This is a genomic window from Staphylococcus sp. Marseille-Q5304 (assembly GCF_943737015.1).
GTDB classification, from domain to species: Bacteria; Bacillota; Bacilli; order Staphylococcales; family Staphylococcaceae; genus Staphylococcus; species Staphylococcus hsinchuensis.
Genome location: NZ_CALSFP010000001.1, coordinates 955,284 through 968,886, shown reverse-complemented (window position 1 = coordinate 968,886; position 13,603 = coordinate 955,284). Strand labels below are relative to the sequence as shown.

General features: G+C 33.0%; 13 protein-coding genes. 1 reads left to right on the top strand and 12 read right to left on the bottom strand.

What is annotated here, in order from left to right:
* Window positions 1-115 precede the first annotated feature (115 nt).
* From NGI30_RS04885 to ccpN, 12 genes are all read right to left on the bottom strand, one after another.
* Entirely contained in the window at window positions 116-715 is a 600-nt protein-coding gene (locus tag NGI30_RS04885) for a superoxide dismutase (RefSeq protein ID WP_251520623.1), read from the bottom strand.
* Window positions 716-935: 220 nt separating this feature from the next.
* On the bottom strand, window positions 936-1,349 hold the full coding sequence (locus NGI30_RS04880; protein WP_251520619.1) for a Fur family transcriptional regulator: 414 nt from the start codon (window positions 1,347-1,349) through the stop codon (window positions 936-938).
* On the bottom strand, window positions 1,336-2,199 hold the full coding sequence (locus NGI30_RS04875; protein ID WP_251520617.1) for a metal ABC transporter permease: 864 nt from the start codon (window positions 2,197-2,199) through the stop codon (window positions 1,336-1,338). Before NGI30_RS04875 ends, NGI30_RS04880 begins: the two co-directional genes overlap by 14 nt.
* Window positions 2,196-2,969: a metal ABC transporter ATP-binding protein gene (locus NGI30_RS04870; RefSeq protein WP_251520614.1), complete on the bottom strand. Its 774-nt coding sequence runs from the start codon at window positions 2,967-2,969 to the stop codon at window positions 2,196-2,198. Before NGI30_RS04870 ends, NGI30_RS04875 begins: the two co-directional genes overlap by 4 nt.
* 169 nt (window positions 2,970-3,138) lie before the next feature.
* Entirely contained in the window at window positions 3,139-4,029 is an 891-nt protein-coding gene (locus NGI30_RS04865; protein ID WP_251520611.1) for a deoxyribonuclease IV, read from the bottom strand.
* Between the two features lie 9 nt (window positions 4,030-4,038).
* Entirely contained in the window at window positions 4,039-5,370 is a 1,332-nt protein-coding gene (locus tag NGI30_RS04860; protein WP_251520607.1) for a DEAD/DEAH box helicase, read from the bottom strand.
* A gap of 94 nt (window positions 5,371-5,464) precedes the next feature.
* The gene (locus NGI30_RS04855) at window positions 5,465-6,568 is read right to left on the bottom strand and encodes a Nif3-like dinuclear metal center hexameric protein (protein WP_251520604.1); all 1,104 of its coding nucleotides are present in this window, start codon (window positions 6,566-6,568) and stop codon (window positions 5,465-5,467) included.
* Window positions 6,569-7,246: a tRNA (adenine(22)-N(1))-methyltransferase gene (locus NGI30_RS04850; RefSeq protein WP_251520590.1), complete on the bottom strand. Its 678-nt coding sequence runs from the start codon at window positions 7,244-7,246 to the stop codon at window positions 6,569-6,571.
* A gap of 68 nt (window positions 7,247-7,314) precedes the next feature.
* Complete coding sequence (gene rpoD, locus NGI30_RS04845) at window positions 7,315-8,421, bottom strand: RNA polymerase sigma factor RpoD (protein ID WP_251520573.1); 1,107 nt, start codon at window positions 8,419-8,421, stop codon at window positions 7,315-7,317.
* A 128-nt stretch (window positions 8,422-8,549) separates the two neighbouring features.
* The gene (gene dnaG / locus NGI30_RS04840; RefSeq protein WP_251942878.1) at window positions 8,550-10,325 is read right to left on the bottom strand and encodes a DNA primase; all 1,776 of its coding nucleotides are present in this window, start codon (window positions 10,323-10,325) and stop codon (window positions 8,550-8,552) included.
* A gap of 45 nt (window positions 10,326-10,370) precedes the next feature.
* Entirely contained in the window at window positions 10,371-11,192 is an 822-nt protein-coding gene (locus NGI30_RS04835; protein ID WP_251942876.1) for a pyruvate, water dikinase regulatory protein, read from the bottom strand.
* A 13-nt stretch (window positions 11,193-11,205) separates the two neighbouring features.
* Complete coding sequence (gene ccpN, locus NGI30_RS04830; protein WP_251943923.1) at window positions 11,206-11,829, bottom strand: transcriptional regulator CcpN; 624 nt, start codon at window positions 11,827-11,829, stop codon at window positions 11,206-11,208.
* Window positions 11,830-12,174: 345 nt separating this feature from the next.
* On the opposite strand from ccpN, the gene NGI30_RS04825 reads away from it, so the two are divergent.
* Window positions 12,175-13,566, top strand: coding sequence for a glycine--tRNA ligase (locus tag NGI30_RS04825; RefSeq protein ID WP_251942875.1), 1,392 nt, complete (start codon window positions 12,175-12,177; stop codon window positions 13,564-13,566).
* Window positions 13,567-13,603 lie beyond the last annotated feature (37 nt).

Here is a 13,603-nt window from a genome sequence, read left to right as displayed (position 1 = left end):
GTGTAGATTGGAAATCTTACTGATATAGTAGATTTCAAAATCTCACACATAATAATATAAATAAGAGAAGGCTGGGGCATTATCATGTCCCAGCCTTTACTGACGCTTTATTTAATTATTTTGCAGCGTTATATAATTCGTCAACTTTTTCCCAATTAACTACATTCCAGAATGCACTGATGTAGTCAGGACGTTTGTTTTGATATTTAAGGTAATAAGCATGTTCCCAAACGTCTAAGCCAAGGATAGGTGTTTTACCTTCAGTAATTGGATTGTCTTGGTTAGGAGTTGTAACGATTTCTAATTTACCATCGTTAACTACTAACCATGCCCAACCTGAACCGAAACGAGCTGCAGCTTTGTCTGCGAATTCTTTTTTGAATTCATCTAAAGAACCCCATTGTTCTTTAATTTTATCAACTACAGTACCTTTTTCTTCAGAGTTAGGAGTTAATAATTCCCAGAATAATGAGTGGTTTAAGTGTCCGCCACCATTATTACGAACAGCTGTTTGAATATCTTCTGGTACACTATCTAAGTTAGCAACGATTTCTTCGATTGACTTAGATTCTAAGTCAGTACCTTCGATTGCACTATTTAATTTAGTTACATAAGTGTTATGGTGTTTGTCATGGTGAATTTCCATAGTTTCTTTATCGATATGTGGTTCCAATGCGTCGAAACCATAAGGTAAGTTTGGTAATTCAAAAGCCATAATTAATCATCCTCCTAATTAATGTTAAATAAAGCATAACAACTAATATAAATGACAACAATCAATATGCTTAACAAACTATCATGCATGTCAATTAAAATTATGTGTCATCTTTAACTACATTTATAGTATATCTCAAATAGCGATGTTTTAAACATTTACGGCTCATGATCATTAGAATTCAGACTAATGGCCTATGTTTTAACTTCGTTTGTTCGACTTATACTGTCTGGCAATGTTCACAAACACCATAAACCTCTAATTTGTGAGTATTGATACTTACTTTTGGAAGTTGAGATTTTACTTCTTCTAACGGACAGAAATCAATAACTTTAGTTTCTCCACAAGTTTCACAAATAAAGTGATGATGATGATGGTTTGTACATGCAATTCTAAATTTCATTTCACCATCAAATTCAGTACTTTCTACAATACCTAAATCTTTAAATAAATGTAGATTACGATAAACTGTATCAAATGAAATACCTGGAAAATGTTTATCCATTTTTTGCTGAACATGTTTCGCATTGATGTATTTATCTTCAGAAACAAAAATGTCTAATATTGTACGTCTTTTATCAGTGTACTTATGCCCTTCTTGTTTAAGAATATCAATTGCTTCATTTGTTTCCATCAATAACAGCTCCTTTATTTGATCTCAATTTTAAACGTTGATAAACCATCGTTATTGCTAATAATAATACTAGTAGTACGACGATAACGCCACCAGGAGAAATATTCATATAGAAAGATAAAATTAAACCACCTACTACAGAACATTCTCCAATTACAATACTAGTGATAATCAATTGTTTAAATCCTTTTGTAAATCGCATTGCAATTGCGACAGGTAGAGTGATTAAAGCACTTACTAGTAAAATACCTACAACGCGCATTGATGCAGAAATTACCATTGCTACGATTATAATGAATACGAATTGAATCCATTTAGGAATGCCTATAACTTTACTATATTCCTCATCGAAAGATAAAATGAATAATTCTTTATAAAATATTAAAATAAATGCAACTGCAATAATCACAATCACGATAATCGTCAACAAATCACTTTGAGTTACTGCACTAATCGAACCGAATAACAGTCCGACGATTTCTTGGTTAAAACCATCCGATAAAGATATAAAAATAGCACTTAAAGCTATGCCAGCACTCATAATGATGGGGATAGCTATTTCTTGATAATTACTATACATACTTCTTAAGTTTTCAATTAACAGTGCACCGACAATTGCAAATAAAATACCGAACCACATTGGATTAAGGAAAGTTAAAGCAGGAAAGATGGTTAAAACAAACATTCCGAAAGAAATACCACCGAGTGTCACGTGGCTCAGTGCATCAGCAATCAATGATAACCTACGCACCACAATAAATGCTCCAATTAACGGAGCTAGAAAACCAATTAGCATCCCACTTAATAAAGAATACCTCATGAAGTCGAAATTCAATAATGCCTCAATCATGATGTACAACACTCCCTATCATGTTGGTGATCGACAAATTGGATTGGATGTCCATATATTTTCGAAATTTCAACCTCATCCAACGATTTAAAGGCTTCTGTAGTCCCATGGAAATGTAAATGTTTATTTAAACATGCCACTTCTGTAGCTGTATCTGCCACCACACCTATGTCGTGTGTAACTAAAATAATAGTTACACCTTCATGCTTTAATCTTTCTAGCGTTTCGTAAAATTCACTTACATGTTTTGCATCTATACCGTTTGTAGGCTCATCTAGTACAAGCACACTTGGATCGCTTATCAAGGCTCTGGCAACGAGTACACGTTGTTGTTGACCTCCTGATAGTTCGGCTATATTTTTATCAATTAAATGTTCAATATTCAATCTTTTAAGTACAGTTTGAACCTTACGTTCGTCATTTTTATTGAACCATTTACCTAGCTTTTTACGTTTAGTTAAGCCACTTATTACGACTTCTTTAACACTAGCTGGGAATCCCGCTTTAAATGCTTGAGCTTTTTGAGAAACGTAACTTACTTTCAAAGACGACTGTTTACCGTTATAGTCATTGCCATCGACTAATATTTCTCCATTTTGTAAAGGTAGTAAGCCCAGTATAAGTTTCAATAACGTAGATTTACCGGCACCGTTCGGCCCTACAATTGCAAGAAAGGTACCTCTATTTATTTTAATATTGATGTTCTCTAACACACGTTTGTTATCAAAATGATAATTTATATTTTTTAATTCAAAAACTGGTGTAGTCATGTTTTCACCTCGTACTATACTATACATGGGTCATACAATTATGTAAATAGTAATCTTTACGAATTATAAAAAGAGTAGAACGTCAAAAACTGCTTTTAAACAGATTTAACATTCTACTCTTACTTTATTTATGAAAGTTTAATTAATTAATGAAAAAACGTAAGGTCAATTATTCATTCAACAATTTGTTTTTTAATTCTGAATCAAATTGTTGTTGTTTAAGCATTTCTATTTCTAGTTTGTATGGTGGCTTTTTGCTTTTCTTATCTTCACCAACAAATGGTGTCTCTAATATTTTTGGAATATCTTTAAATGTATCGTGATGTACTACGTAGTTTAATGCATCGAAGCCGATATAACCGAAGCCAATATTTTCGTGTCTATCTTTATGAGCACCAATATCGTTTTTACTATCGTTCACATGAACAACTTTAATTCGATCGACTCCAATGATTTTATCAAATTCATTTAATACACCATCGAAATCTTCTTTTACATTGTATCCAGCATCATGTGTATGGCATGTATCAAAGCATATTGATAAACGTTCATTATGATTTACACCATCGATAATTCTAGCGATTTCTTCAAATGATCTTCCGACTTCTGATCCTTTACCCGCCATAGTTTCTAACGCGATTCTAACATCATTATCTTTAGTTAATACTTCATTCAAACCTTCAATTATTTTTGCAATACCTTTATCTGCACCTTCGCCAACGTGGGAACCAGGATGAAGTACGATGTCTTTCGCGCCGATCGCTTGCGTTCTTTCAATTTCACTTTGTAGAAACTCCACACCTAAATCAAATACATGTGGTTTTACAGTATTTGCGATATTAATAATATAAGGCGCATGAACAACAATATTTGATAAACCTTGTTCTTTCATGACTTCTTGACCTTTTTCAATATTTAATTCTTCAATAGGTTTACGGCGCGTATTTTGAGGAGCCCCGGTATAAATCATAAAGGTAGATTCACCTAAACGGGCAGCTTCTTCTGCAGAACCTTGTAACATTTTTTTGCCATTCATAGAAACGTGAGATCCTAATAACATATCGTTCACCTATCCTTTTCTATTTTTACGTCGTTGTTGCTTACTGTATTGTTTACGCTCTTTTTGTTTTAATTCTTCTAAATTACGCTTGAATTTCTTTTTATAACCAGGCTTAACCTTTTTATTATTTCGTTTAACTTTGTGTTTAAGTTGATTTGTAAGGTGGTCATCTTTTTTCTTACGTGTTTGGCGTTTATTATGTGCATTTATTGCTTTTAATTCACCATTTTTAATATCGACATTTTCAAATTTGTATCCACGTTGTTCAATTAATGATACATTTTCTTCTTCTTCAGGACTATATAATGTTATGGCAACACCTTTATATTGACCTCTACCTGTCCTGCCGACACGGTGAGTAAAGAAATCTATATCATTTGGAACATCAAAGTTTATTACATGACTGACTCCTTCTATATCAATACCTCTGGAAGCTAAATCACTGGCAATAACAAACTGAAACTCTAAATTCCTTATGCGTTTCATTTGTTGCTTACGTTCACGTGGTGTTAAACCACCATGTATCATTCCTACTTTTATCCCTGATTCATTTAACTGCTTTGCTAATTCGTCTGCATTATCTCTACTATTACAAAATATGATACATAGATAAGGGTTTAATATATCTATAAGTTTTAAAGTCTTCTCAACTTTAACCGTACCTTTAGTAGGAATTAGATAAAATTCAATATTCTTTTTATTCTGGGTTGTATTCTCTATTTCAATGAACTCAGGGTTTTCTAAATATTTATTTAAAAATGGATGTAATGATTTAGGAATCGTAGCACTAAATACTGCAATATGGGCACTATCTTCTAATCTTGTTGCAATTAAATCCACTTCATTAATAAGACCTAAATCTATCATTAAATCGGCTTCGTCAATAACTAAATAAGATGCTAAATGAACATGAAGATCACCATTTTTCGCTAAATCATTAATACGCGTTGGCGTACCAATCACGAGTTGAGGTTGGTTTTTTACACGTTGTCGATCTCTTACAATGTCTGTACCACCAATAAATAATTTGACTGAAACATCTTTTTTGTACTCAACTAAGTGACTTGCGACATCAAATAATTGTTGAGCTAATTCTCTTGTAGGTGCTACTACTACTGCTTGTGGTTCTTTAATATCTGGATCAATCATGTGCATTAATGGTAGTAAAAACGCGTGTGATTTTCCTGTACCAGTTTGAGATTGTCCAATTAAGCTTAATTCTTTAATAATCTTTGGAATAACTCTTTGTTGAATTTCTGTTGGTTGATTAAAATTCAAATCTTTAACAGCTTCAATCAGACTTGGTTCCAAATTAAAACTTTCGAATGGGTGATTCGCCATGATTTAGCCTCCTTAAAACTTCATCTTATCCATTATAATGGATTACTAATTAATTTTGAACTAAATTTCAATTTATTAATAATTACTTGAATGCTTACATATATTCAAAAGGATCTGTGTTAAGTTCTGATTCAATGATATTCAGTGAACTGTCTTCGCCATCTAACCAGAGATACAATAAATCTTTGAGTCCTTGTTTCATTACATATTCACTGTAATGATTAATATCGAGCAAGTTAACACCAGCTATTTTTGCATCTAAAGCATCATGATGTTTAATATCACCAGTTACAAAGATGTCTGCACCTTGCTGAGCAGCTTGATATTCGAACCCAATGCCAGAACCACCAATAATAGCTACTTTTTTAATTTGCTGCTTATTATCACCAACAAATCTTACACTAGGCATTTTTAATGCATCTTTAGCATGATCAACAAATTCTTGTACTGACATACTTTCTTCTAACTCACCTATCATACCTAGACCGTAATCAGCTGTTTTTTCCATTTTAATAAAATCATAAACAGGTGTTTCGTACGGGTGGTATTTTTCAACTAATTGTTGAGCTGTTTGTCGTTGATGTTTGTTAATCATAAATTCAACTTTATATTCTTCAACGTGTTCAATTTTTCCTACGTCTCCTAAATACGGCTGAGCGTTTCCAACTGGCTTAAATTGACCTGTTCCAGAACTTTCAAAGAAACAATATTCGTATTCACCTTCTTGTGCTAAACCATGCTGAGAAAGATTATTTTTAAACGTTTCAAGGTGTGTTTGAGGGATAAAAACATGCACTTTATAGTAATGTATTGTTTCTGGATTTAAAATTCGTTGTTGTTGTAGTTTTAAATGGTTGGCTAACATGGCATTTACGCCACTTGGATAAACATCTAGATTAGTGTGTAGCGCAATTAAATTGATTTGATGTTCAATCAATTTACGAATAATTGCACCATACCCGTCTTGTTCGACAATTTGTTTTACGCCTTTAAAAATGAGTGGATGGTGACATATAATCGTGTTGCATTTTTTAGAAATCGCTTCATCCACGACCTCTTCAGTACAGTCGAGACCCGTTAAAATTCCGGTTATTTCTGAATCATTATCACCAATGAGTAATCCTACATTATCCCAAGACTCAGCAGTATTTAATGGTACATGAGTATTTATAATATTTAATAATTGATTTATTTTCACTTAAATCACCTCTTGTATCATTTCAATTTCTCTATTAATTTCTGTTAAACGGTTGGCATGTTGTTGTGGATTTAAATTAGCTTTTATTTTAAATAATGCATCAAGCTCACGTTGCCATTTTTTATAAAATAAAGCATCTTTATTTTCAAGCAAATAAGGACCAAATTTAATTTCTAATGCAGAAAGATTATGCGACGTGGTAGTTGGATCACATACTAGAATTTCATAAATATGTCCTTTTTCTTCTAATATTTCTTCTGCTACTAATTGGTAGTTGATTTCAGGTAATAATTCTCGAATTGCGCTGGATTGTATATTACTTTGTAAAATCAAACGCGGTTGATGCGTTAATTTTTTGGCACCTTCATTTAAGATTTTAGCAATTAATGGGCCACCCATTCCACAAATTGTAATTGATGTTACCTTTTCATCACCATTCAAAACGGAGAGACCATCACCTAAACGAACATCTATTACATTAGTCATCTGATTGTGTTTCACGTTTTTCTGCGAAGCTTCATATGGGCCAGTGATTACTTCACCAGCGATAGCTTTTTCAATCATTTGATTTTCAATTGCATAAATTGGCAAATATGCATGATCTGAGCCAATATCGACAAGAAAATCACCTATAATATAACGACTCACATGCGTTAACCTTTGATTTAAAGAAATCATTTTCGTATCTCCTCTTTAATATATGTAAAAAGCTCTTTTGTACATCATCGTACAAAAGAGCTTATATTTTAGTCCATGAAGTCTTTTAGGCGTTTACTTCTGCTAGGATGTCTTAACTTTCTTAGTGCTTTTGCTTCGATTTGACGAATACGTTCTCTTGTTACACCAAAGACTTTACCAACTTCTTCTAATGTACGTGTTCTACCATCATCTAAACCAAAACGTAAACGTAGCACGTTTTCTTCTCTATCTGTTAATGTGTCAAGAACATCTTCTAATTGTTCTTTTAACAATTCATAAGCAGCATGATCTGAAGGGCTTTGTGCTTCTTGATCTTCTATGAAATCACCTAAATGACTGTCATCTTCTTCACCGATTGGTGTTTCTAATGACACAGGCTCTTGTGCTATTTTTAATATTTCTCTTACTTTTTCAGGTGGTAGATCCATTTCCTCACCAATCTCTTCTGGTGCTGGATCTCTACCTAAATCTTGTAATAGTTGTCTTTGTACTCTAATTAACTTATTAATCGTTTCGACCATATGCACAGGTATACGAATTGTACGAGCTTGGTCGGCAATCGCTCTTGTGATTGCTTGACGAATCCACCATGTTGCATATGTTGAGAATTTAAATCCTTTATTAAAGTCGAACTTTTCAACGGCTTTAATAAGTCCCATGTTACCTTCTTGAATTAAATCAAGGAATAACATACCTCTACCTACATATCTTTTGGCGATACTTACTACTAAACGTAAGTTAGCTTCTGCTAATCGGGACTTCGCAACTTCATCGCCTTGCTCTATACGTTTTGCTAATTCAATTTCTTCTTGTGCGCTTAATAAATTTACTCGACCGATTTCTTTTAAATACATTCGAACAGGGTCATTAATTTTGACACCTGGAGGCGCACTTAAATCATTGGGATTTAATTTTTCATCAGTATCAGAACTATCTTTTTCATTTACTAAACTTATGTCATTGTCTGCGATTTGGTCAAAGAATTCATCCATTTGGTCAGAATCCATATCGAAATTTTGCATTTTTTCAGCGATATCTTCGTGACTCAAATGACCTTCTTTTTTACCTTTTTCAATCAATTGTTTTTTTACATCGTCTAAAGTTAGAGATGGGTCTATTGTTTGTTTCTTTACTTTAACTTTATTTCCTGACATGAAATGGCCTCCCGAATATAATATCAACATGTAAATAATAATTGAAAAGTAAAATTGTCAATTTTCATAATATATTACATTGAACATGTTGTATATTGCATTTATATACACATATATTCATTATCAATTTAATTTTTATTGTTTTTATTGTAGTTAACTATCTTTTCTAAATAATACTTCTGCAGTTCAAAATCACCTAACCTATTTGCCTCCCGTAGCTTGTGGTTAAGCGTCTCAATCGTTTCTTCATTTCTATTCATCGTCATAGTGTTGATATAATCATCGATTTCATTTTCAAATGGTTCATTATTTATTACATAATTATCTAATGAAAACATTACTTCTTTAACTTCGTTTGAATCGATGTATGGTAACACGTCGCTTAAATTGAACATATCATGTTCAGAATAGAAATCACATAAAACATTAAATATACGCTTAAAATACTGATTTGTAAAGTCTTCTAACTCAATTAATTTATGATTATTTAAAAATATATCTTTATCATTCATAAAGTGTTTCAAGAGTGCTCGTTCTGCTTTCTCCTCTTTAGATAAGTTAGAAAATTGCGGGACAGTAGGTGTTTGATTGTATGAATTGTAATCTGTGTGATTATATCCTACTTCCTTATTTAGACTATCAATGCTTACTTTAAACAATTCTGACACGTCTTGCAATATCTTTTTGCGAAGAATATTAGATTTCATGTACGAAATATCATTGATAATTTCTTTTAAATATTTTTCATAAGCTAAATCATTATTTTCAATTTCATCTTTGTGTAAAGCAACTTTATATAGGATAAACGATTTTTTCTCATGTTCCACGAAGTAATTGAAGGCTTCTGCACCATGCTTTTCAATGTATTCATCCGGATCCATACCATTGGGTAATGAGATAACAAATACATTCAAACCTTGTTGCAATAATAATTGACCTGTCTTTAGCGTTGCTTCACTACCGGCACGGTCACCATCAAACATAAGTGTCACATTGGAAGTGAGTTTTTTTATGAAAGTCATATGTTCTTGAGAAAGGCTTGTTCCCATACTAGCGACAACTTGTTTAAGGCCTGCTTGATCAGCCTTAATAACATCCATAAATCCTTCTAATAAAATAATTTCGTCACTTTGTCTCACAGATCTTCTCGCAAAGTCTAAATTATAAAGTAATCTTCGTTTTTGGAAAATCGGTGTTTCAGGACTATTTAAATATTTAGGTTCTTGATTCGTATATGTTCTACCTGAATATCCTACTGTACGACCTTGTGCATTATTTAAAGGAAACATAATCCGATCCCTAAAACGATCATAGTAACTGAAATTCTCTTCGTTACGGGATAACAAACCAGACTCATATGCGAGTTGTATGTCATAACCTTTCTGCTCTAAAAAGTCATGACAAAATTTAGCACTATTCGGTGCATAACCTATTTTACGTTTATCAATTAATTCATCAGTAAAACCACGTTGTTTCAAATAATTTAAAGCTTGTTCACCTTCTACTGTCTTTTTTAAAGCATAATGATAATATGCTTGCATAAGTTCATGCATTTCAATCATCTGTAAATCTTCTGAAGCAACTTGGTGAGAAGGATTGTTGTGACTGTCTCCTATGTCTACTTTAACATCGACACGTTCACCGAGTTCTTTCACCGCTTCAGTAAAGGAAATCCCTTTAATTTCTTGTATGAATTGAAAGACATTTCCACCTTTTTTACAACCAAAACAATGACATATTTGCTTATCCTCTGATACTGAAAATGAAGGTGTTTTTTCATCGTGGAATGGACATAGTCCTATATAATTACGTCCTCTTTTTTCTAATTTGACATATTCACTCACTAAATCTAATATGTCTGTTCGCGCTTTTATCGTATTAATTGTCTCTTGATCGATCTTCAAATTTATCACCTATCAAATGTTGGGTTACTATTATATACTATTGTATTAATTTGTAAAACGATTTTGCTCAATGATGCTTATAATATCATTAGCAGTTTCTTCAATTGCTTTATCAGATACATCTATGACCGGACAACCTACTTTGTCTACAAGTTCGTGGAAATAATTCAACTCTTCTTCTATTCGTTGTTCAGTTGCATATCTTGCATGATCACCTAAACCTAGTTGCTTTAATCGTTCTTTGCGAATTCGATTCAGCTTTTCTTCACTTATCTTCAAAGCAATACATTTTGAAGGATCGATTTCGAATAAATGATCTGGTGGTGTTACTTCAGGCACGATCGGTATATTCATAACTTTATAGCTTTTATGTGCTAAATATTGGGAAAGTGGTGTTTTTGAAGTTCTAGAAATACCCAATAATACAATATCGGCCTTTGATAATCCCTTCGGATCTTTACCATCGTCATATTTAACTGCGAATTCAATAGCATCGATCTTTTTAAAATACGCCTCATCCAGTTGGTGTACGAGCCCTGGTTCAAAATAGGGTTCTTCATCGAACTTTTCTAATAAAATATTCATTAATGGTCCCATAATATCAACTGCTTGAATATTATTTTCACGTACCTTAGCTTCCATATATTTACGAATTTCAGGTTTTACTAATGTATACACAACAATAGCATCTGCATCGATTGCTACTTGAATAACTTCGTCTACATTTTCAAGTGCATCAATATATGGATATCTACTTACTTCTCTTTCACACTGTTTAGGATTGAATTGTGATAAACAAGCTCTTGCGACAAGTTCAGCAGTTTCTCCTACAGAATCTGAGGCCACAATAATTCTAATATTTTCCATTTATATAAACCACCTATTCATTAGATAATGATACAAAGATTTTATTAATTGTCGTTTTAGAAATACGTCCTTTAACTTCTAATTTACCGTTATCTTTAGTTGTAACTATAGGTAAAGAATCTACTTCTTTATCAATCATTAACTTTGCTGCATGAACAACCTTTTCATCTTCGAAAATATAATGTAAATTAGGCATGCGTGTCATTATTATATTCACTGGCATCGTATGTATATCCTCTCCAATCATAGACGCTCTTAATAAATCTTTTCGAGAACATACACCGAAAAAATCTCCATTTTTATTAATGACAAATAATGTACTGACATCTTCTAGGAAAATCGTACAAATCGCATCGTATATCGACATTTCGTCTTTAACTACAACCGGTAAAGATGCATAATCTTTAACAATATATTGCTTTAACTCATCCGTTATTAATTTATTCTTTGGTTTACCAGAATAATAATAACCTACTCTTGGACGAGCTTCTAAAATACCAGACATTGTTAAAATAGCTAAATCAGGTCTAAGTGTAGCGCGTGTTAAATCGAGTCGGTCTGCAATTCGTTCACCCGTTATCGGGCCATTACTTTTAACAATTTCAACAATTTGTTGTTGTCTTTTATTAAGTTCTATAGGACTTCACCCTTTCACTCGTTCATATTAATTATACATTGAAATTAAAATTGCCACAAATACATGTATTTACTTGCGAATAAATAAGCAATACATTAAAATTAGTATATAAAGCGAGTTAAGGTTGGTGGGAGCTTAACATAAATATTTGGCTACAATTTAATGACTTTGAAAGCGAGTGTACACACTAATTTGGGTGGAACCGCGGGTTATGAAATAATAATTCATTTATACATTTAATTAATGAAATTTTAAAATTAACTCGTCCCAAGACCTTGAGTGAGCTCTTTTATGGCTTATTCTTGGTCTTGGGGCGTTTTTATGTAAAAAAAGGAGTGTTTTTTAATGGCAAAAGATATGGAAACGATTGTTCAATTAGCAAAACATAGAGGTTTTGTATTTCCAGGAAGTGACATTTATGGTGGTTTATCAAACACATGGGATTACGGTCCACTAGGTGTTGAATTAAAGAACAACGTTAAAAAAGCTTGGTGGCAAAAGTTCATCACGCAATCCCCATATAACGTTGGTATCGATGCTGCAATATTAATGAACCTAAAAACTTGGGAAGCATCTGGCCATTTAGGTAACTTTAATGATCCAATGATCGATAATAAAGACAGTAAGATTCGTTACCGTGCTGACAAATTAATTGAAAACTACATGGCTGAAGAAAAAGGCGATGAAGATTTCGTAGCTGACGGTCTAAGCTTTGATGAAATGAAACGCATTATTGACGAAGAAGGTATTGTTTGTGAAGTAAGTGGCACAGCAAATTGGACAGACATTCGTCAATTCAACCTTATGTTCAAAACGTTCCAAGGTGTTACCGAAGATACTACTAACGAACTTTTCTTACGCCCTGAAACAGCTCAAGGTATTTTCGTGAACTATAAAAATGTTCAACGTACAATGCGTAAAAAGTTACCATTCGGAATTGGTCAAATTGGTAAATCATTCCGTAATGAAATTACACCTGGTAACTTCATCTTTAGAACACGTGAATTCGAACAAATGGAATTAGAATTCTTCTGTAAACCAGGCGAAGAAATTGAATGGCAAAATTACTGGAAAACATTCGCAAGTCAATGGCTTAAAGACTTAAACTTAAGCGAAGACAACACACGTTTACGTGATCATGATGCAGATGAATTATCTCACTATTCAAATGCCACAACTGATATTGAATACCGCTTCCCATTCGGCTGGGGTGAACTATGGGGTATCGCATGTCGTACAGACTTTGACTTGAAGAAACATAGTGAACATTCTGGTGAAGACTTCAGATATCATGATCAAGAAACTGGTGAAAAATATTTACCATATTGTATCGAACCGTCATTAGGTGCAGATCGTGTGACACTTGCATTCTTATGTGATGCATATGAAGAAGAAGGCGTTGAAGGTAGTAAAGATGCTAGAACTGTATTACGTTTCCACCCTGCCTTAGCACCATATAAAGCAGCAGTATTACCATTAAGTAAAAAATTATCAAGCGAAGCAATCAAAGTCTTTGAACAACTAAGTACTAAATTCTCAATCGACTTTGATGAATCACAATCAATTGGTAAACGTTACCGTCGTCATGACGAAATCGGTACACCATACTGTATCACATTCGACTTCGACTCATTAGAAGATCAACAAGTTACAGTACGTGATCGCGATTCAATGGAACAAGTGCGTATGCCAATTTCTGAGCTTGAATCATTCCTAGCTGAAAGAGTTACTTTTTAATTCATAATCACACTTATATAAACAACAAACCCGGAGA

What these genes read in the sequence shown, in the direction of transcription:
- NGI30_RS04880 (WP_251520619.1), bottom strand. Translation starts at nt 1,349, where the DNA reads ATGGAAACAAATGAAGCAATTGATATTCTTAAACAAGAAGGGCATAAG.
- NGI30_RS04825 (WP_251942875.1), top strand. Translation starts at nt 12,175, where the DNA reads ATGGCAAAAGATATGGAAACGATTGTTCAATTAGCAAAACATAGAGGT.
- rpoD (WP_251520573.1), bottom strand. Translation starts at nt 8,421, where the DNA reads ATGTCAGGAAATAAAGTTAAAGTAAAGAAACAAACAATAGACCCATCT.
- NGI30_RS04850 (WP_251520590.1), bottom strand. Translation starts at nt 7,246, where the DNA reads ATGATTTCTTTAAATCAAAGGTTAACGCATGTGAGTCGTTATATTATA.
- NGI30_RS04885 (WP_251520623.1), bottom strand. Translation starts at nt 715, where the DNA reads ATGGCTTTTGAATTACCAAACTTACCTTATGGTTTCGACGCATTGGAA.
- NGI30_RS04875 (WP_251520617.1), bottom strand. Translation starts at nt 2,199, where the DNA reads ATGATTGAGGCATTATTGAATTTCGACTTCATGAGGTATTCTTTATTA.
- NGI30_RS04865 (WP_251520611.1), bottom strand. Translation starts at nt 4,029, where the DNA reads ATGTTATTAGGATCTCACGTTTCTATGAATGGCAAAAAAATGTTACAA.
- NGI30_RS04870 (WP_251520614.1), bottom strand. Translation starts at nt 2,969, where the DNA reads ATGACTACACCAGTTTTTGAATTAAAAAATATAAATTATCATTTTGAT.
- NGI30_RS04860 (WP_251520607.1), bottom strand. Translation starts at nt 5,370, where the DNA reads ATGGCGAATCACCCATTCGAAAGTTTTAATTTGGAACCAAGTCTGATT.
- NGI30_RS04835 (WP_251942876.1), bottom strand. Translation starts at nt 11,192, where the DNA reads ATGGAAAATATTAGAATTATTGTGGCCTCAGATTCTGTAGGAGAAACT.